General features: G+C 60.6%; 16 protein-coding genes and 1 other RNA gene. 11 read left to right on the top strand and 6 right to left on the bottom strand.

The annotated features are described in order from the left end of the window. Positions 1–2: 2 nt before the first annotated feature. The 5 genes from smc (at position 3) to ffs (ending at position 8,699) form a co-directional block, all read left to right on the top strand. A complete protein-coding gene (smc, locus tag KBP52_RS08420; RefSeq protein ID WP_212622600.1) occupies positions 3–3,491 on the top strand; it encodes a chromosome segregation protein SMC in 3,489 nt (1,162 codons plus the stop codon). A gap of 259 nt (positions 3,492–3,750) precedes the next feature. Further along, the gene (zipA, locus tag KBP52_RS08415) at positions 3,751–4,614 is read left to right on the top strand and encodes a cell division protein ZipA (protein ID WP_077571846.1); all 864 of its coding nucleotides are present in this window, start codon (positions 3,751–3,753) and stop codon (positions 4,612–4,614) included. 161 nt (positions 4,615–4,775) lie between these two features. After that, a complete protein-coding gene (gene ligA, locus KBP52_RS08410; protein WP_212622599.1) occupies positions 4,776–7,133 on the top strand; it encodes an NAD-dependent DNA ligase LigA in 2,358 nt (785 codons plus the stop codon). Between the two features lie 171 nt (positions 7,134–7,304). Then, positions 7,305–8,468 (top strand): putative zinc-binding peptidase, encoded by a 1,164-nt coding sequence (locus KBP52_RS08405; protein WP_137218776.1) that lies wholly within the window; start codon positions 7,305–7,307, stop codon positions 8,466–8,468. A 134-nt stretch (positions 8,469–8,602) separates the two neighbouring features. Continuing rightward, positions 8,603–8,699: signal recognition particle sRNA small type (gene ffs, locus KBP52_RS08400), an RNA gene on the top strand. 196 nt (positions 8,700–8,895) lie between these two features. On the opposite strand, the gene KBP52_RS08395 is transcribed toward ffs, so the two are convergent. Beyond that, on the bottom strand, positions 8,896–9,645 hold the full coding sequence (locus tag KBP52_RS08395) for a transporter substrate-binding domain-containing protein (RefSeq protein ID WP_212622598.1): 750 nt from the start codon (positions 9,643–9,645) through the stop codon (positions 8,896–8,898). A gap of 145 nt (positions 9,646–9,790) precedes the next feature. On the opposite strand from KBP52_RS08395, the gene dnaX reads away from it, so the two are divergent. The 5 genes from dnaX to KBP52_RS08370 all read left to right on the top strand — a co-directional run bounded on the left by dnaX (position 9,791) and on the right by KBP52_RS08370 (position 15,606). Beyond that, positions 9,791–11,893 carry a DNA polymerase III subunit gamma/tau gene (gene dnaX / locus KBP52_RS08390; RefSeq protein WP_212622597.1) on the top strand — a complete coding sequence of 701 codons (2,103 nt, stop codon included), beginning with the start codon at positions 9,791–9,793 and terminating at the stop codon, positions 11,891–11,893. Between the two features lie 66 nt (positions 11,894–11,959). Continuing rightward, positions 11,960–12,298, top strand: coding sequence for a YbaB/EbfC family nucleoid-associated protein (locus KBP52_RS08385; RefSeq protein WP_016984747.1), 339 nt, complete (start codon positions 11,960–11,962; stop codon positions 12,296–12,298). 262 nt (positions 12,299–12,560) lie between these two features. After that, the gene (locus tag KBP52_RS08380; RefSeq protein WP_212622596.1) at positions 12,561–13,595 is read left to right on the top strand and encodes an NADP-dependent oxidoreductase; all 1,035 of its coding nucleotides are present in this window, start codon (positions 12,561–12,563) and stop codon (positions 13,593–13,595) included. A 66-nt stretch (positions 13,596–13,661) separates the two neighbouring features. Beyond that, complete coding sequence (gene recR / locus KBP52_RS08375) at positions 13,662–14,264, top strand: recombination mediator RecR (RefSeq protein WP_212622595.1); 603 nt, start codon at positions 13,662–13,664, stop codon at positions 14,262–14,264. Between the two features lie 193 nt (positions 14,265–14,457). Next, positions 14,458–15,606: an acyl-CoA dehydrogenase family protein gene (locus tag KBP52_RS08370; RefSeq protein WP_212622594.1), complete on the top strand. Its 1,149-nt coding sequence runs from the start codon at positions 14,458–14,460 to the stop codon at positions 15,604–15,606. Between the two features lie 111 nt (positions 15,607–15,717). On the opposite strand, the gene KBP52_RS08365 is transcribed toward KBP52_RS08370, so the two are convergent. Then, complete coding sequence (locus tag KBP52_RS08365) at positions 15,718–16,266, bottom strand: adenine phosphoribosyltransferase (RefSeq protein ID WP_003223345.1); 549 nt, start codon at positions 16,264–16,266, stop codon at positions 15,718–15,720. A gap of 78 nt (positions 16,267–16,344) precedes the next feature. Continuing rightward, entirely contained in the window at positions 16,345–17,079 is a 735-nt protein-coding gene (gene fnr, locus KBP52_RS08360; protein ID WP_003223347.1) for a fumarate/nitrate reduction transcriptional regulator Fnr, read from the bottom strand. A gap of 154 nt (positions 17,080–17,233) precedes the next feature. On the opposite strand from fnr, the gene KBP52_RS08355 reads away from it, so the two are divergent. Beyond that, on the top strand, positions 17,234–17,716 hold the full coding sequence (locus tag KBP52_RS08355; RefSeq protein WP_077571855.1) for a hypothetical protein: 483 nt from the start codon (positions 17,234–17,236) through the stop codon (positions 17,714–17,716). Here KBP52_RS08355 and hemN read toward each other — a convergent pair. The 3 genes from hemN to ccoS form a co-directional block, all read right to left on the bottom strand. Then, a complete protein-coding gene (gene hemN, locus KBP52_RS08350) occupies positions 17,713–19,095 on the bottom strand; it encodes an oxygen-independent coproporphyrinogen III oxidase (protein ID WP_212622593.1) in 1,383 nt (460 codons plus the stop codon). The two genes, KBP52_RS08355 and hemN, sit on opposite strands and share 4 nt — an antisense overlap. Before the next feature lie 200 nt (positions 19,096–19,295). Further along, positions 19,296–19,979 carry a sulfite exporter TauE/SafE family protein gene (locus KBP52_RS08345; RefSeq protein WP_016984739.1) on the bottom strand — a complete coding sequence of 228 codons (684 nt, stop codon included), beginning with the start codon at positions 19,977–19,979 and terminating at the stop codon, positions 19,296–19,298. Next, on the bottom strand, positions 19,972–20,184 hold the full coding sequence (ccoS, locus tag KBP52_RS08340) for a cbb3-type cytochrome oxidase assembly protein CcoS (protein WP_123592790.1): 213 nt from the start codon (positions 20,182–20,184) through the stop codon (positions 19,972–19,974). The genes KBP52_RS08345 and ccoS overlap by 8 nt, the downstream gene beginning before the upstream one ends. Positions 20,185–20,197: the final 13 nt, after the last annotated feature.

Below are 20,197 nucleotides of genomic sequence, written 5' to 3'. Positions count from 1 at the left end.
GCGTGCGGCTCAAGTGCATCAAACTGGCGGGATTCAAATCCTTCGTCGACCCGACCACGGTGAACTTCCCCAGTAACATGGCGGCGGTCGTCGGGCCGAACGGTTGCGGCAAGTCGAACATCATCGACGCCGTACGCTGGGTGATGGGCGAAAGTTCGGCGAAGAACCTCCGTGGCGAGTCGATGACCGACGTCATCTTCAACGGTTCGACCAGCCGTAAACCGGTGAGTCAGGCCAGCATCGAGCTGGTCTTCGACAACTCCGACGGCACGCTGCTGGGCGAGTACGCCGCCTATGCCGAGATTTCCATTCGCCGCAAAGTCACCCGCGACAGCCAGACCACGTATTACCTCAACGGCACCAAGTGCCGTCGCCGCGATATCACCGATATTTTCCTCGGCACCGGTCTCGGCCCGCGCAGCTATTCGATCATCGAGCAGGGGATGATCTCCAAGCTGATCGAATCCAAGCCCGAAGACCTGCGTAATTTCATCGAAGAAGCGGCCGGCATCTCGAAATATAAAGAGCGCCGCCGCGAGACTGAAAACCGCATCCGCCGCACCCACGAAAACCTCGCGCGTCTGACCGACCTGCGCGACGAACTGGAACGTCAACTCGAACGCCTGCACCGTCAGGCCGAAGCGGCGAAGAAGTACCAAGAATTCAAAGCCGAGGAGCGTCAGCTCAAGGCGCAACTGTCGGCCCTTCGCTGGCAGGATCTGAATGATCAGGTTGGCCAGCGCGAGTCGATCATCGGCACCCAGGAAATCAGTTTCGAAGCGCTGGTCGCCGAGCAGCGTAATGCTGACGCGGCCATCGAGCGCCTGCGCGACGGTCACCATGACCTGTCCGAACGCTTCAATCTGGTGCAGGGGCGCTTCTATTCGGTCGGCGGCGACATCGCCCGGGTCGAGCAAAGTATCCAGCACGGCCAGCAACGTCTGCGGCAGTTGCAGGACGACTTGAAAGAAGCCGAACGTGCACGCCTGGAAACCGAATCCCATCTGGGCCACGACCGCACGTTGCTGCTGACCCTCGGCGAAGAGCTGGACATGCTCACCCCCGAGCAGGAAGTCACCAGCGCCGCCGCCGAAGAAGCCGCCGCTGCGCTGGAAGACTCCGAATCCGTGATGCACGGCTGGCAGGAACAGTGGGACGCCTTCAACCTGACCGCCGCCGAACCGCGTCGTCAGGCCGAAGTGCAGCAGTCGCGTATCCAGCAGCTGGAAACCAGCATGGAGCGTCTCGCTGATCGGCAAAAGCGTCTCGGCGAAGAGCGCGCGTTACTTTCGGCCGACCCGGAAGACGCGGCGATCATGGAACTCAATGAGCAGCTCGCCGAGTCCGAAGCGACCCTCGAAGATTTGCAGACCAGCGAAGAAGCGCAGGTCGAAAAACTCGAACAACTGCGACAGGAATTGCAGCAGGCGTTGACCGCGCAGCAACAGGCGCAGGGCGATTTGCAGCGCCTCAATGGTCGCCTCGCATCCCTCGAAGCTTTGCAGCAAGCCGCGCTCGACCCGGGCACCGGCACCGCCGAATGGCTGAAGGAGCACAATCTCGCCGAGCGTCCACGTCTGGCCGAAGGCCTGAAGGTCGAGGCCGGTTGGGAACTGGCGGTGGAAACCGTGCTCGGCGCTGACCTGCAAGCGGTGCTGGTCGACGATTTCAGCGGCTTCGATTTGTCCGGTTTTACTCAGGGCGATCTGCGCCTGCTCAGCCCGGCCAGCGATGGCGTGCGCGTGGCGGGCAGCTTGCTCGACAAGGTCGACGCGCAGATCGATCTGTCGCCGTGGCTCGGTCAGGTCAAACCGGTCGACAGTCTTGAGCAGGCGTTGGCCTTGCGCGGGCAGTTGAGCGCTGGCGAGAGCCTGATCAGCCGCGACGGTTACTGGGTCGGTCGGCACTTTTTACGCGTACGACGCGCCAGCGAAGCAGAAAGCGGCATGCTCGCCCGGGGTCAGGAAATCGAAGCGCTGCACCTTGAGCGCGAAGAAAAAGAAGCCACGGTCGAGGCCATGGAAACCCGTCTGCAAACCCTGCGCGCGCAACAGCGTCAGCAGGAAAACGGTCGCGAGCATTTGCGCCGTTTGCTGCAAGACGAAGCGCGTCAGCAAGGCGAATTGAAAGCACAGCTGTCCGCCGGTAAAGCCAAGGCTGAACAGTTGACCCTGCGTCGTACTCGCCTCGATGAAGAGCTGGTCGAACTCGGCGAGCAACGCGAACTCGAGCACGAACAGATCGGCGAAGCGCGCATGCAATTGCAGGAAGCGCTGGATGCCATGGCGCTGGACACCGAGCAGCGTGAGTTGCTGCTGGCCCAACGCGACAGCCTGCGCGAACGCCTCGACCGCGTGCGCCAGGAGGCGCGGCAGCACAAGGATCACGCCCATCAACTGGCCGTGCGTCTTGGCTCGTTGCGCGCGCAGCACGACTCCACGCGTCAGGCGCTTGAGCGTCTGGAAATGCAGGCCGAGCGCCTCACTGAAAAGCGCGAACAGTTGAGTCTCAATCTGGAGGAGGGCGAGGCGCCGCTGGAAGAGCTGCGCCTGAAGCTCGAAGAACTGCTCGACAAGCGCATGACCGTCGACGAAGAACTCAAGACCGCGCAGATCGCCCTCGAAGACGCCGACCGCGAATTGCGCGACGCGGAAAAACGCCGGACTCAGGCCGAGCAGCAATCGCAGCTGATTCGCGGCCAACTCGAACAGCAGCGTATGGAATGGCAAGCGCTGACCGTGCGCCGCAAGGCCTTGCAGGATCAACTGCTCGAGGACGGCTACGATCTGAATGGCGTGCTCGCGACATTAACCGCGCAAGCCAGTGAACGCGAAGCCGAAGACGAACTCGAACGCATCAACGCGCGGATACAGCGCCTGGGCGCGATCAACCTCGCGGCCATCGATGAATACACGCAACAGTCCGAGCGTAAACGTTATCTGGATGCTCAAGACGCCGATCTGGTCGAAGCACTGGAGACGCTTGAAAACGTCATTCGCAAGATCGACAAGGAAACCCGTAACCGTTTCAAAGATACCTTTGATCAGATCAACGGTGGTTTACAGGCACTTTTTCCAAAAGTTTTCGGTGGCGGGCGCGCGTATTTGGAACTGACGGGCGAAGATCTACTCGATACAGGGGTAACGATCATGGCGCAGCCGCCAGGGAAGAAGAACAGCACCATCCATTTGCTCTCCGGCGGGGAAAAAGCCTTGACCGCGCTGGCACTGGTGTTTGCCATCTTCAAATTGAACCCGGCGCCGTTCTGCATGCTCGATGAGGTTGACGCGCCACTGGATGACGCTAACGTTGGACGCTACGCACGCTTGGTCAAAGAGATGTCGCAGACCGTGCAGTTCATCTATATCACCCACAACAAGATCGCCATGGAAATGGCCGAGCAGTTGATGGGCGTAACGATGCATGAACCGGGTTGTTCGCGACTGGTGGCCGTGGATGTCGAGGAGGCGATGGCGATGGTGGACGCCTGAGCCAGCGTGGTGTCGGAAAGGTAATTGAGGGTTGTAGGACTTTTTTACCGGGTTCGACTTGCTGGCCAATCGACATATTCGCGCAAGCCAATGAGACAGACGGTGTAAAGTTGTCTTTGGTCGTGCTAGTTTAATGTCAATTTTTCGTATACGTGGGCAAAACGCCTGTCAGAACATAGAGTTGGCGCCACGTTTTAAAGCGGTTTGCACAATGTAAACCCCTTATTTTTCAGCATTTTTTATAGAGGCACGGGATTACATGGAAATCGGTCTGCGCGAGTGGCTGATCGTCATCGGCATCATTGTGATAGCCGGTATTCTTTTCGATGGCTGGCGCCGTATGCGCGGCGGCAAGGGAAAACTGAAATTCCGTCTTGACCGAAGTCTGTCCAACCTGCCGGACGAGGACACCAGCGCTGAGCTGTTGGGCCCGGCCCGTGTACTGGACAACCATAAAGAACCACAGCTGGACGAACACGACCTGCCGTCGGTGAGCATGCCGGCCCGCGAAGCACGCGAGCCTCGCGAATCCGGCTCGAAACGTGGCAAGCGTGGCAGCAACGGTCCGGCTCAGGGCGACCTGAACCTCGACCTGGATCTGGACGGCGGCCCGAGCTTCAGCAGCCGTGACGACGATTTCGCTGACGACAGCAAGCCTTCGCCGGCGGTGGTCGACAAAGACCAGCCGCAAGCTGAAGAAGTGCTGGTGATCAGCGTGATCTGCCGCGACGCTGCCGGCTTCAAAGGCCCGGCGCTGTTGCAGAACATTCTCGAAAGCGGTCTGCGTTTTGGCGAGATGGATATTTTCCACCGCCACGAAAGCATGGCCGGCAACGGTGAAGTGCTGTTCTCCATGGCCAATGCGGTCAAGCCGGGCATCTTTGATCTGGACGACATCGACCATTTCAGCACCCCGGCGGTGAGCTTCTTCCTCGGCCTGCCAGGCCCGCGCCATCCGAAGCAGGCCTTCGATGTGATGGTGGCCGCAGCCCGCAAGCTGTCGCAGGAACTGAACGGTGAGCTGAAAGATGACCAGCGCAGCGTTCTGACCGCACAAACGATTGAGCACTACCGTCAGCGCATCGTTGAATTCGAACGTCGCGCCCTGACCCAGAAGCGCTAAGGCCAAGATCAAAAGATCGCAGCCTCGTTTCACTCGACAGCTCCTACAGGAATGCGATGTCTGTAGGGGCTGCCGAAGGCTGCGATCTTTTGCTTCTGCTGCCACAGATAGATGAATTAGAGCAGCCTCGGCTGCTCTTTTGCTTTATGAGAGAACACCCCATGACCGCCGCCAAAAACCGCATTCTCGAGCTACGCGCTGAACTCGATCAGCACAACTACCGTTATCACGTCCTCGACGAGCCGAGCATTCCGGACGCCGAGTACGACCGGTTGTTCCACGAGCTCAAGGCACTGGAAGCGGCCAATCCGGAATTGATCACCAGTGATTCGCCGACCCAGCGCGTTGGCAGCGTGGCGCTGACCGCGTTCACCCAGGTGCGTCACGAAGTGCCGATGCTCAGCCTCGGCAACGCCTTCGAAGAAAGCGACATGCGCGAGTTCGATCGCCGCGTCACTGAAGGTCTGGATCTGCCGGTTGGCGATTTGTTCGGCGGCAGTGCGACGGTGGAATACAGCTGTGAGCCGAAACTCGATGGCCTGGCGGTCAGCCTGCTCTATCAGGATGGCGTGCTGGTACGTGGCGCCACCCGCGGCGACGGCACCACCGGCGAAGATATCAGCGTCAACGTGCGTACCGTGCGCAATATTCCGCTGAAGCTGCACGGCGAGGGCTGGCCGGCGACCCTGGAAGTTCGCGGTGAAGTGTTCATGTCCAAGGCCGGTTTCGAACGCCTTAATGCCTCGCAACTGGAAGTTGGCGGCAAGACCTTCGCCAACCCGCGCAACGCCGCTGCCGGCAGCTTGCGCCAGCTCGATTCGAAGATCACCGCCAACCGTCCGCTGGAATTCTGCTGCTACGGCATCGGTCAGGTTTCCCACGATATTGCCGACACCCACATCGGCAACCTAAAGCAACTGCAGAAGTGGGGCATGCCGATCAGTCACGAACTGAAACTGGCCAAGGGTATCGGCGAATGCCTGGATTACTACCGCGACATCGGTGAGCGTCGAAACTCGCTGACCTATGAAATCGACGGTGTGGTGTTCAAGGTCAACAGCATTGCCGATCAGCGCGAACTGGGCTTCCGCGCTCGCGAACCGCGTTGGGCGATTGCGCATAAATTCCCGGCGATGGAAGAACTCACCGAGCTGCTCGACGTGGAATTCCAGGTCGGTCGTACCGGTGCTGTCACCCCGGTGGCGCGTCTGAAACCGGTGAAGGTTGCCGGCGTCACCGTGGCCAACGCCACGCTGCACAACATGGATGAAGTCGCGCGCCTGGGCCTGATGATCGGCGACACCGTGATCATCCGCCGTGCCGGTGATGTGATTCCGCAAGTGGTGCAAGTGGTCATGGATCGCCGTCCGGAAAACGCACGGCCAGTGGCGATCCCGGAAAGCTGTCCGGTCTGTGGTTCGCACGTCGAGCGCACGCAACTGATCAAGCGCAGCAAGGGCAAGGAAACCGTCAGTGAAGGCGCGGTTTATCGCTGCGTCGGCCGTCTGGCCTGTGGCGCGCAACTGAAGCAGGCGATCATTCACTTCGTCTCGCGCCGCGCGATGGACATCGAAGGTCTGGGCGACAAGAGCGTCGAGCAACTGGTCGATGAAGGTCTGGTCAGTTCGCCGGCGGATCTGTATGCGCTGAAGTTTGATGACATCGTCGATCTGGAAGGCTTTGCCGAAGTCTCCAGCAACAAGTTGCTCGCGGCCATTGAAGACAGCAAGAAGCCGGGGCTGGCGCGCTTCATCTATGCGCTGGGGATTCCCGATGTCGGCGAAGAGACGGCCAAGGTGCTGGCGCGCTCGCTGGGTTCGCTGGAGCGTGTGCAGCAGGCGCTGCCGCAAGTGCTGACCTACCTGCCGGACGTCGGGCTGGAAGTGGCGCACGAGATTCACAGCTTCTTTGAAGATGCGCATAACCAGCAGGTGATTACCGAATTGCTCGGCCATGGTTTGCAGATTCAGGACCAGGGTGAGCTGGGCGCCGAGTTTGCCGCCAGCACCACGCTCGGTGGTTTCCTCGACAAGCTGCACATTCCTTCGGTCGGCCCCGGTGGCGCGCAGAAGCTGGCGGACAAGTTTGGTTCGCTGGAAGCGGTGATGAATGCTGACTGGCTGGACATGCGTCAGGCGTTGCCGGAGAAGCAGGCCAATTCGGTGCGCGAGTTTTTTGCGCTGCCTGAGAACCGGCAACTGGCTGAGGCCTCCGAGAAGCAACTGCGTGAATTCGGCATGCACTGGCAGAGCGAGAAGAAAGTCGTCGAGGGCTTGCCGCTGTCCGGGCAGACCTGGGTGCTGACCGGCAAGGTTGAGCTGATGAGCCGTGATGTCGCCAAGGAGCATCTGGAAAGCCTGGGCGCCAAAGTCGCGGGTTCGGTGTCGGCGAAGACTCATTGCGTCGTGGCAGGCCCCGGTGCCGGTTCCAAATTGACCAAGGCCAATGAGCTGGGCGTGAAGGTGATGGACGAAGAAACCTTCATCGCCTTCCTCAAAACCCACGGCCTGAACGTCTGATCGTTCCCACGCTCCCGCGTGGGAATGCCGCTCCGGACGCTCCGCGTCCGCTGTGACGCAGAGCGTCACTGGATGCATTCCCACGCAGAGCGTTGGAACGATCAGCAAAGCGCGGGAACGATGTTGTCATGGGAATGATCTAGTCTTGGCAAGCCCCAGGGAGAGATCGCCATGCACCGCTTTTTCGAGCAGCTCAGTTCCCGCATCATCGCGCCGTTCATGGGCGAATCCTCACGCAACAGCAAAGTCTGGCCGTGCCGCTGCGGCCAGTCGCTGTTCTTTCGCAACAGCCAGTGCCTGGCCTGTAACGCTTTACTCGGTTATCAACCGGAAGAAAGTCGCCTGACTTCGCTGCAGCCCGGGCCGTACGAGGGCACCTGGACGCTCGACGCCGATCCCGACTCGGGATTGTTCCGCCGCTGCGCCAACCTCGACACGCCCGCCGCGTGCAACTGGCTGCTGCCGGCCAACGATCACGACAGCCTGTGCGTCGCCTGCAGCCTCAATCGCACCATCCCCGACTTGTCCGATCCAGACAACCCCGAGCGCTGGCGTAAAGTCGAAATCGCCAAGCGTCGCCTCGTCGCGCAACTGATCACCCTCGGCCTGCAAGTCATCCCGAAAAGCGTCGATGAAGACACCGGGTTGGCGTTCGACTTCATTGGCGTCGACCTCGAAGGCAACGCACCGATGACCGGCCACGCCAACGGCCTGATCACCCTCGACATCAAAGAAGCCGACGATGCCCACCGTGAGCAGGTGAGGGCGGCGATGCATGAACCCTATCGCACACTGCTCGGGCATTTTCGCCATGAGGTCGGCCACTATTACTGGGATCGCCTGATCGCCAACGGCCCCTGGCTCGATTCATTCCGCAGCCTGTTCGGCGACGAACGCGCCAGTTACGCCGAGGCGCTGGACCGTCACTATCAGCAAGGCGCACCGCTGGACTGGCCGCAGCACTACGTCAGCGCCTACGCGACCATGCACCCGTGGGAAGACTGGGCGGAAACCTGGGCGCATTACCTGCACATGATGGACGCGGTGGACACGGCGCTGGGCTTCGGCATGAGCGCGCGGGAAATGGATTTTGATTACAAGCCGTTTCCCACCAGCACGCTGTACGATCCGGAGCATCCCGGTGGCGAGGCGTTCCTGTCGTTCGTCAACGCGTGGATCGAACTGGCGGGGATGCTCAATGAGCTGTCACGCAGCATGGGCCAGCCGGATTTCTACCCGTTCGTGCTGCCGGCGCCGGCGATTGCCAAGCTGCACTTCATTCATCTGGTGATCCAGCAGGCGGGCGGCAGGGCGGATGAGGTGTTGGCCCTGTAGGCACTGGCGTGGGCTGCGATCTTTATGTCCTTGAAGCAATTCATATTTTTAATCTGCAACCAACGGTTGTAACTTCGTCTCAGATAGGTACAATGGCGCGGCTCGCCGACAGGCAAGCGTCGTTATGGTGACCCCATCGGTCCCCCCGCAACGATTACCCGTGAACCTGGTCAGAGCCGGAAGGCAGCAGCCACAGCGGGAACATTGTGTGCCGGGGTGTGGCTGGTGGGGTTACCACCTTAACGAACAATCGAACGCTTCAATCGAACTGCATGGGTTTCGCCCACTGCGGTTTTTTTGTGTCTGCGATTTATGAATCCGACACAAATCCCCTGTAGGAGTGAGCCTGCTCGCGATGGCGGTGGATCAGTTAATTCATTATTGGCTGACAGGACGCCATCGCGAGCAGGCTCACTCCTACAAGGGGTTATGGGGTGGCTTCAGAGGACCCGGTATAGAGCCGGATAATCTCATCAATCTCCCCCGACATTTTCATCCGCAACAACGTGCGCAAAATCCGCTGCACCGGCACTTTCGGATCATTCCTCACATAGCAGCCGACTTTCTGCTCCTGCAACACCGCGACCCCTTGCAGTTGCTCCTCAGGCATCAAGCGCTGGTTAAACCAGTCCAGCGTCCACTGATTGCTCACCGCATAGCGATAACGCCCGGCCAGCAGCTTCTCCAACACCTGCTCCTGATTGCGCGCATCTTCACGTTGCAGCCGATCAGCGTCGAACAGCGGTTGCAGGGTAGGGTAGGTGTAGCCCAGAACGGTGCCGATGGATTGGCGGGGCAAATGCGCGGGGACGACACTGGCAGGTTGATCCTTGCGCCTGATCAACAGATCGCGCTGGAAGAACAACGGCAGACTCCAGATGTAGTCCCCCGACTGATTCGGCAGCCACGACTGTGCGGCATAGCAGCGCACGTCGATCTCGCCATGTTCCATGGCGCTCTGCACGCGGCCGCGGGGCAGGACGTGAAACTCGGCCGGTACGCCGACCTGGGTGGTGAGGCTGAGCATCAGGTCATAGAGGATGCCCTGGGTCGGGCGGCCGCGTTCGTATTGCACCATCGGCATCGCCCAGCTGTCGGGCATGGCGAAGCGCAACGGGGTTTCCGCTGCCCTCACGCTCAGGCTGATTGCCAGTAGTGCCCCCAAGGCCCAACGCATAAACGCTCCGGTAATTCCCGATCCCGAGCCGATAAAAGCCTCTGCTGATGCAGCTTAGCCATATTAGACGAGGACACCGGATGCAATTTTGCCCTTGCTCCGCTAGCATTAGCCGCTTCAGCTTCCTTCGTTGCGACGGTTTTCGATGAGTTATCAGGTTCTTGCACGTAAATGGCGTCCGCGCTCGTTCCGCGAAATGGTCGGCCAGACCCATGTGCTCAAGGCTCTGATCAATGCCTTGGACAGCCAGCGGCTGCACCACGCGTACCTGTTCACCGGTACGCGCGGGGTGGGTAAAACCACGATTGCGCGGATCATTGCCAAATGCCTGAACTGTGAGACAGGTATCACTTCCAGCCCGTGCGGCGAGTGCTCGGTGTGCCGTGAAATCGACGAGGGTCGTTTCGTCGACCTGATCGAGATCGACGCCGCGAGCCGCACCAAGGTCGAAGACACCCGCGAGCTGCTCGACAACGTGCAGTACGCGCCAAGCCGTGGGCGCTTCAAGGTCTACCTGATCGACGAAGTGCACATGCTTTCCAGCCATTCCTTCAATGCGCTGCTGAAAACCCTCGAAGAACCGCCGCCGTACGTCAAGTTCATCCTCGCGACCACTGATCCGCAGAAACTTCCGGCAACGATTTTGTCGCGCTGCCTGCAGTTCTCGCTGAAGAACATGACGCCGGAGCGCGTGGTCGAGCATTTGACCCACGTCCTGACCGCCGAAAACGTGCCGTTCGAAGACGATGCACTGTGGTTGCTCGGTCGCGCCGCTGACGGTTCGATGCGTGACGCCATGAGCCTGACCGATCAGGCGATTGCCTTCGGTGAAGGCAAGGTGCTCGCCACCGACGTGCGGGCAATGCTCGGTACGCTGGATCACGGTCAGGTCTACGACGTCCTGCATTCGTTGATCGAAGGCGACGCCAAGGCGTTGCTCGAAGCCGTGCGTCACTTGGCCGAGCAAGGCCCGGACTGGAACGGCGTGCTCTCGGAAATTCTCAACGTATTGCACCGGGTGGCCATCGCTCAGGCGCTGCCGGAAGGTGTCGACAACGGGCATGGCGACCGCGATCGCGTGTTGGCATTGGCGCAGGCCTTGCCGGCCGAAGATGTGCAGTTCTATTACCAGATGGGCCTGATCGGTCGCCGCGATTTGCCGCTGGCGCCGGATCCTCGTGGCGGTTTCGAAATGGTCCTGCTGCGGATGCTGGCTTTCCGGCCGGCAGATACGGCAGACGCACCGAGGCAACCGCTAAAGCCAGTGGGGATCAGCCAGGCCACAGTTGATTCCGCAAACTCCGTGGCTGCCGCGCCGAAACCTGCGCCGGTAGTTGCTGCGGCTGCTGCGCCGGCTCCAGCTCCGGCACCCGTGGCAGCACCAGCACCAGCACCGGCTCCCGAGCCCGCGCCGGTTGCTCCTGTTGCCGCGCCAGAACCTGAGCCTGCGCCTGTCGTTGCCGAAGTCGTCGTCGACCTGCCGTGGAATGACCCGGTAGAGCCCGAGGCGGAGCCAGAGCCCGAACCCGCGCAGCAACCTGCCGTCGAACCGGTGCTGGAAACCACCGCCGAGCAACCTGATTTGCCGCCGATGCCGTTGCCGACCCCGGACAGCGTGGTTCCGGAGGCGCCAGAGTGGGCCGCCGCACCGATTCCCGAGCCGTCGGTCGCCGAGGTCGATGCCGCCACGCCGGGCATTGATCTGGACGACGAGCCGCCGCTGGACGAGGATTACATCGAACCGGACATGGATTCGGCGTACAGCTACCTCGACGAGTTGGCCAGCGAACACGCCGCTGATCCCGAACCGGAACCCGAGCCAGAACCGGCTGCGGCGCCGGCCACAGGTCTGGCGTTGCAATGGCTGGAGCTGTTCCCGAAACTGCCGATCTCCGGCATGACCGGCAGCATCGCCGCCAACTGCACATTGATCGCGGTCGATGGCGATCATTGGCTGATGCACCTCGATCCGGCGCACAGCGCACTGTTCAACGCCACGCAGCAGCGACGTCTCAACGATGCGTTGAACCAGTTCCACGGTCGCACGCTGAGCCTGACCATCGAACTGATCAAGCCCGAGCAGGAAACCCCGGCCCAGGCCGCGTCCCGTCGCCGCGCCAACCGTCAGCGCGAAGCGGAAGAGTCGATTCACGGCGATCCGTTCATCCAGCAGATGGTTCAGCAGTTCGGCGCGGTGGTGCGACACGATACTATTGAACCTGTCGACGCCTTGGTCGCCCAAGGCTAATAACTGAAGGTGCCCGGCCTTGCTGGCCGGGCGCTGTTTTGATCCAAGTACTTTGAGGTGATTCCCATGATGAAAGGTGGCATGGCCGGCCTGATGAAGCAGGCGCAGCAGATGCAGGAAAAAATGGCCAAGATGCAGGAAGAGCTGGCCAACGCCGAAGTCACCGGTAAGGCCGGCGGCGACATGGTCACCGTGGTGATGACCGGTCGTCACGACGTGAAAAGCGTGAGCATCGACCCAAGCCTGGTTGAAGGCATGAGCGAAGACGACAAAGAAATGCTGGAGGCGGTGATCGCCTCCGCCGTCAACGACGCTGTGCGCAAGATCGAAAAGAACAGCCAGGACAAAATGGGCAACATGACCGCCGGCATGAACCTGCCAGCGGGTATGAAACTGCCATTCTGATTCGCCATTCGGCGGCAGATGAGCTACACAAAATGCCAGGCCTTGTGCCTGGCATTTTTGTTTCCGACTCTTGGAGGTGCGGTGTCTTTGAGGCCGTCTTCGCGAGCAGGCGCTCCCACATTTGAAACGCATTCCCCTGTGGGAGCGAGCCTGCTCGCGAATGAACTCACCTCGGTACAACTGAATAAACATCGAACGCGCAAAAGCCACAACGGTCTGCTCCCTATACCCGCTGAATTCACTATTCACAGGAGACGCTGACATGTCCGACCCTCTTACCCTCAACCAACGCTTCGTCCTCGCCTCGCGCCCGGTCGGCGCGCCGACCCCGGAAAACTTCCGCCTCGAACGCGAAGCGCTGCCGGATCTGCAGGACGGCGAGGTACTGCTGAAAACCCTCTATCTGTCCCTCGACCCCTACATGCGCGGGCGCATGAGTGACGCGCCGTCCTACGCCGCGCCGGTGCAAATCGGCGAAGTGATGACCGGTGGCGCGGTCAGTCGTGTCGAAGATTCACGTCATCCGAAATTCCACAAAGGCGATCTGGTGGTCGGTGCGACCGGTTGGCAGAGCCACAGCATCAGCGATGGCCGCAACATCATCCCGATCCCTGCCGGGTTGCCGAGTCCTTCAATGGCGCTGGGCGTGTTGGGCATGCCGGGGATGACCGCGTACATGGGCCTGATGGACATTGGCCAGCCGAAGGAAGGTGAAACCCTCGTTGTCGCTGCGGCCTCCGGCGCGGTCGGCTCGGTGGTCGGCCAGGTGGCGAAGATCAAAGGCCTGCGCGCGGTCGGCGTGGCCGGCGGTGCCGACAAATGCAAATACGTGGTCGAAGAGCTGGGTTTTGATGCCTGCATCGATCACAAGGCGCCCGATTTTGCTGAGCAATTGGCCAAGGCCTGTCCCGATGGCATCGACATCTATTACGAGAACGTCGGCGGTCATGTATTCGACGCCGTGGTGCCGTTGCTCAACCCCAAGGCGCGCATTCCGCTGTGCGGTCTGATCGCCGGTTACAACGCTTCTGAAGCGCCGCAAGGCCCGGATCGTCTGCCGATGCTGCAACGCACTCTGCTGACCAAGCGCGTGCGGATTCAGGGCTTTATCGTCTTCGACGACTACGGTGATCGTCAGCCGGAATTCATCAGCCACATGGTGCCGTGGGTGCGCGACGGCAAGGTCAAATTCCGCGAGGACGTGGTGGAAGGCCTGGAGCAGGCGCCCGAGGCGTTTATCGGTCTGCTGGAGGGGCGCAACTTCGGCAAACTGGTGGTGAAGGTCGCCCAGGACTGAGTATTTGACGCTGGCCGGAGGCGCGGGTATAAACCGCGTCTCGTTGTTTTGTCGGACTTTTTACCCATGAGCTTCAGCCCTTTGATTCGCCAACTGATCGACGCCTTGCGCACTCTGCCGGGCGTGGGTCAGAAAACCGCCCAGCGCATGGCGTTGCAGATGCTCGAGCGTGACCGCAGTGGCGGTTTGCGTCTGGCCCAGGCCCTCAGCCAAGCCATGGAAGGGGTCGGCCACTGCCGGCAATGCCGCACGCTGACCGAAGACGATCTGTGCCCGCAATGCGCCGATACCCGCCGCGACGACACGTTGCTGTGTGTGGTCGAAGGGCCGATGGATGTGTATGCAGTCGAGCAGACCGGCTTCCGTGGCCGCTACTTTGTGCTCAAGGGGCATTTGTCGCCGCTCGATGGTCTGGGGCCTGAGGCGATCGGTATTCCGCAACTGATGGCGCGGATTGAGGAGGCGGGGACTTTTGCTGAAGTCATTCTCGCGACCAACCCGACGGTGGAAGGTGAGGCGACGGCGCATTACATCGCGCAGCTGCTGAACAACAAAGGCCTGATCGCTTCGCGGATTGCCCACGGCGTGCCGTTGGGGGGTGAGCTGGAGCTGGTCGATGGCGGCACGCTGGCGCATTCGTTTGCCGGGCGTAAACCGATTTCCCTCTAAGTTATGTGGCGTCTGATTTGACGCCTTCGCGAGCAGGCTCGCTCCCACATTGGTTTTGTGTCATTCACAAATCTCCTGTGGGAGCGAGCCTGCTCGCGAATGGCGCACCTCGGTCAATCTGATTCACACAATTGAGTTGAAAACCAAGCAAGCGCTCGGTTAAGTTCGGCGAACCCTTCCGTGGAGCTCGCCCATGCCTGCCTTTCAGGAATACTTCGATCCCAGCCATCAATTGGTCCGCGACAGCGTCAGGCGCTTCGTCGAGCGCGAGATCCTGCCGGACATCGATCAGTGGGAAGAAGCCGAAAGCTTCCCCCGCGAGCTATACCCGAAGGCGGGCGCGGCGGGCATCCTCGGCATTGGCTATCCCGAAGCGCTGGGAGGCAGCCATGAAGGCGATCTGTTCGCCAAGGTTGCCGCCAGCGAGGAGTTGATGCGTTGCGGCTCTGGCGGCCTGGTAGCGGGGCTCGGCTCGCTGGACATCGGTCTGCCGCCGATCGTCAAATGGGCGCGTCCCGAAGTCCGCGACCGCGTTGTGCCGCAAGTGCTCAGCGGCGAGAAGATCAGCGCCCTGGCGGTCACCGAGCCCGGCGGCGGCTCCGACGTTGCCAACCTGCAAACCCGCGCCGTGCGTGACGGTGACTGCTATCGCGTCAGCGGCAGCAAAACCTTTATCACCAGTGGCGTACGCGCTGATTTCTACACCGTCGCGGTGCGCACCGGTGCGCCGGGTTTCGGCGGTATCAGCCTGTTGTTGATCGAAAAGGGCACGCCGGGCTTCACCGTTGGCCGTCAGTTGAAGAAAATGGGTTGGTGGGCGTCGGACACCGCCGAATTGTTCTTCGACGATTGCCGCGTGCCTGTAGGAAATCTGATCGGCGCCGAAAACATGGGCTTCGCCTGCATCATGGGCAACTTTCAAAGCGAACGACTGGCGCTGGCGCTGATGGCCAACATGACCTCGCAGCTTGCACTGGAGCAAAGCCTGAAGTGGGCGCGCGAGCGTGAAGCGTTTGGCAAACCGATCGGCAAATTTCAGGTGATCAAGCATCGCCTCGCCGAAATGGCGACTGCGCTGGAGGTTTCACGGGAATTCACCTATCGGCAGGCGGCGAAGATGGCGGCGGGGCAGAGTGTGATCAAGGAAATTTCCATGGCGAAGAACTTTGCCACGGACACGTCGGACCGGATCACCACCGAGGCGGTACAGATTCTTGGCGGGCTCGGTTATATGCGTGAGAGTCTGGTGGAGCGGCTGTATCGGGATAACCGCATCTTGTCGATTGGCGGCGGGACGCGGGAGGTGATGAACGAGATCATCAGCAAGCAGATGGGGCTTTGAATGGTTGCTGGGGCTACTGGCCTCATCGCGAGCAGGCTCACTCCTACAGGGGGAACGCATTCCAAATTGTAGGAGTGAGCCTGCTCGCGATGGCGGCCTGAAGGGCGCTGCTTACTTATCGGTCAGGGCAAACTGCGTCAGGCAGAAAGTAGGGATGCCCATGTCTTCCAGGCGCTGCGAGCCACCCAGCTCCGGCAAATCAATGATCGCCGCCGCCTCATGCACCCGCGCGCCCATGCGGCGAATCAGGTTGGCTGCCGCAATCAGCGTGCCGCCCGTGGCGATCAAATCATCGAACATCACTACCGAATCACCTTCACACAGGCTGTCGGCGTGCACTTCCAGGAACGCTTCGCCGTACTCGGTCGCGTAACCTTCGGCCAATACGTCCGCCGGCAGTTTGCCTTGTTTGCGGAACAGCACCAGCGGCTTGTTCAACTGATACGCCAGCACCGAGCCGATCAGGAAACCCCGGGCATCCATCGCGCCGATGTGGGTGAAATCGGCTTCCACATAGCGGTGGGCGAAGCTGTCCATCACCAGGCGCAGGGCCTTGGGCGATTGAAACAGCGGGGTGATGTCGCGAAAGATCACGCCCGGTTTCGGGAAGTCGATCACAGGGCGGATAAGCGATTTGATGTCGAAGGAGTCGAAGACCATCGTCGAGGTGTCCTGGCAGGGCTGCAAACGGCGCAGTATACCCGCGGCTGAAACGCTTCGCTCAACCGCGGATCGACATTAACCCTCGAGTGAGCCACCGGCCAGCGCGCACAGCTGGATCGGGTCGAGGATATGAATCTCTTTGCCCTCGGCGGCGATCAGCTCGTTTTGCTGGAAGCGCGTGAACACGCGCGACACGGTTTCCACGGCCAGGCCGAGGTAGTTGCCGATTTCATTGCGCGACATGCTCAGGCGGAACTGATTGGCCGAGAAGCCGCGAGCGCGGAAGCGTGCGGACAGGTTAACCAGGAAGGTGGCGATGCGCTCATCAGCGGTTTTCTTCGACAGCAGCAACATCATTTGCTGGTCATCGCGGATTTCCCGGCTCATCACGCGCATCAACTGGCGACGCAGTTGCGGCAGTTGCAGGGCCAGTTCGTCGAGACGTTCAAAAGGGATTTCGCAGACCGAGGTGGTTTCCAGTGCCTGCGCCGACACCGGGTGTTTCTCGGTGTCCATGCCGGACAGACCAACCAGTTCGCTCGGCAGGTGGAACCCGGTGAGCTGTTCTTCGCCGCTGTCGCTCAGGCTGAAGGTTTTCAGGGCGCCGGAGCGTACTGCATAAACGGAATCGAACGTGTCGCCCTGGCGGAACAGGAACTCGCCTTTTTTCAGCGGGCGGCCGCGTTTAACGATTTCGTCCAGCGCATCCATGTCTTCCAGATTCAGAGAAAGTGGCAGGCAGAGAGGGGCCAGGCTGCAATCCTTGCAATGGGCCTGGTTATGAGCGCGCAGTTTAACTGGCTCGGACATTTCTTTAATCCTTGTGGGAAAACACACATAAGCCGTAAGGGTAACCCACGGGAGGACATTCAGGCCAGTCTGGGGCGACTTTGCCCTACAGCCATAAAGCCACAGGGCCAGCAGCCGATAAACAGGTATCAAAGTGCATACAAGGAACGAATCGATGGCCGCCATTGGCACGCTGGGCCCCGGTAGCAGCGACGTTGCGGCCATGCCGGAAACGTTTAAAACCTCTTTAAACAATGCACGTGACCCAGAGTCGACCGAAGAGGCAACCCCGACCTTGGTCGAGGGCGTCAAAGTGTCGCTGTCCGGTGCATCGATCGCAAAATCCGCCGGTGTCGGTGGTGAAAACAGCGACATCGACGACAGCGGGTTGCCGGAGAACATCCAGCAATTGCTGAAGATGATCCGCAAGTTGCAGAAACAGATCGCCGAGAAAAAGGCGCTTATCGAAGCGGTCATGGCCGACAAGCGTCTTTCCAACGAAGAAAAGATCATCAGGACTGCCGCACTGCGCGGCGCCATCGCCGCGTTGAATACCGGTCTGATCACGGCCAATCTTGCCTTGTCCAAAGTGGTGGGTCAGTCGGGGCTGACCGCGGATCAGAATATGAAAGTCGGTTCGCTGCTGATGAAAAACTAAATCACCCGCGAAAAACGCTGGCGGTTCTGCTGTTCCAGGTACGCATCGAACACCATGCACACCGAGCGCACCAGCAGACGTCCCGCCGGCAACACGGTGATCCGTTCGCGATCCAGCGCAATCAGGCCATCGCTGGCCATGCCTTGCAGTTGCGGCCACAGCGCGCCGAAGTAACCCTGAAAATCGATGTTGAACTGCTGCTCGATCTCGGCGAATTGCAGGCTGAAGTTGCAGATCAGTTGCTGGATCACCGCACGACGCAAGCGATCATCGGCGTTGCACACCAGGCCCCGGCTGGTCGCCAGTTGCGCGGCGGCGAGGGTGTTCTGGTATTCGTTGAGATCGCTGCTGTTCTGGCAGTACAGGTCGCCGATCTGGCTGATCGCGGAAACCCCCAGACCAATCAGATCGCAATGACCGTGGGTGGTGTAACCCTGGAAGTTGCGTTGCAGGGTTTCCTCCTCTTGGGCAATGGCCAGCTCATCGTCGGGCAGGGCAAAGTGGTCCATGCCGATATAGCGATAGCCGGCGGCGGTGAGCTGTTCGATGGTGCGTTCGAGCATTTCCAGTTTCTGCGCGGGCGCCGGCAACTCATTGCCATTGATCCGCCGCTGCGGCATGAAACGCTCCGGCAGGTGCGCATAGTTGAACACCGAGAGTCGGTCCGGTTGCAGACTGATGACTTCTTCGACTGTGCGGGCGAAGTTTTCCGGGGTCTGTTTGGGCAAGCCGTAAATCAAGTCGATGTTGATCGAACGAAATTGCAGGGTACGTGCGGCATCGATCACCGCGCGGGTTTCTTCCAGGCTTTGCAGGCGATTGACCGCGCGCTGTACCGCCGGATCGAGATCCTGCAGGCCGATGCTGACCCGGTTGAAACCGAGTTCGCGCAGCAGGCCCATGGTCGACCAGTCGGCTTCGCGCGGGTCGATCTCGATGCCGTAGTCGCCGGAGTCGTCCTCCAGCAGATTGAAATGCTTGCGCAGCTGCGCCATCAACTGCCGCAGTTCGTCGTGGCTGAGGAAGGTCGGGGTGCCGCCACCAAAGTGCAGTTGCTCGACTTTCTGTGCCGGGTCGAGATGACAGGCGATCAGCTGGATTTCCTGCTCCAGCCGTTGTAGATATGGCGCCGCGCGACCTCGGTCCTTGGTGATGACCTTGTTGCAAGCGCAGTAGTAGCAAATGTTCGCGCAGAACGGCACATGCACGTACAGCGACAACGGGCGCAAAGCCTTGCGGCTGTCGCGCAGGGCATGGAACAGGTCGAAGGTGCCGACCTGACCGTGAAATTGCACGGCCGTCGGATAGGAGGTGTAGCGCGGCCCCGCCAGGTCGTAGCGGCGGATCAGATCAGAGTCCCAACGAATGGCGTCGAGCATGCGGGCATTCCCCCGGATAGGCTGGCAGTGTGAGCGAGTCTATCGGGATGCGGCGATGGGGCTGTTGATTTGCATCAACGGGGAGAGGTGTGGTGTTAGTGCGGGCCTCTTCGCGAGCAGGCTCGCTCCCACATTGGATCGGTGGTGCAACACAAATCCCCTGTGGGAGCGAGCTTGCTCGCGAAGGCCGCGCCGCCGATCTAATGGCCCATCAGCCAATGCTGATGTGGGCCGGGTAATGTCCAGATACCAAAGAGGATCACCAGCAATCCACCGGCCATGCGCACGCTGCGTTTGCGCAAAATGGCGGTCACGCGTTCTGCCGCAAGGCCCGTGGCGAGCAATACCGGCCAGGTGCCGAGGCCAAAAGCGAGCATCAACAACGCACTGTCCAGCGCATTGCCCTGACTCGCCGACCACAGCAACGTGCTGTAAACCAGTCCGCACGGCAGCCAGCCCCACAACGCACCCAGCAATAACGCACGAGGCAGACTCGACACCGGCAGTAGGCGGTTGGCGACGGGCTGAATGTAGCGCCACAAACCGCGTCCAAGACTTTCAATGCGCGTCAGCCCGCTCCACCAGCCGGCCAGATACAAACCCATGGCAATCAGCAGCAGCCCGGCCAGCACGCGCATGAACAGCGCCGCCGGACTGTTGGCCACCGCCCATCCCGCCAGTCCGATCAGCAATCCCGCCGTGGCATAACTGAGAATCCGCCCGAGGTTATACGCCAGCAGCAAACGAAAGCGTCGGCTGCGCTGTTCCTTGGGAATCGCCAGGGTCAGCGCGCCCATCAATCCGCCGCACATGCCCAGGCAATGACCGCCGCCGAGCAGGCCGAGGATCAATGCCGAGACCAGCAATGGCGCCAGTTCAAGCATGGGGTGGGGCCTTGTCGTCCGGTTTGCTGACGTTGGCTTCGTCCACGGCAGCGGTGTGGTTAGGATCCTGATCATCGAACAGGATGCTGTGCGCCGGGCCGTCGAGGTCGTCGTACTGACCGCTGTCCACTGCCCAGAAAAAAATGTACACGGCGATGGCCACGATCAGCAGGGCGGCCGGGATCATCACGTAGAGAGCTGGCATCGGTACTCCAGGC

The sequence above is a fragment of the Pseudomonas sp. SCA2728.1_7 genome, from assembly GCF_018138145.1.
GTDB lineage: Bacteria > Pseudomonadota > Gammaproteobacteria > Pseudomonadales > Pseudomonadaceae > Aquipseudomonas > Aquipseudomonas koreensis_A.
The sequence above is the reverse complement of the archived record's forward strand: the minus strand, read 5'-3'. Positions and strand labels throughout refer to the sequence as shown.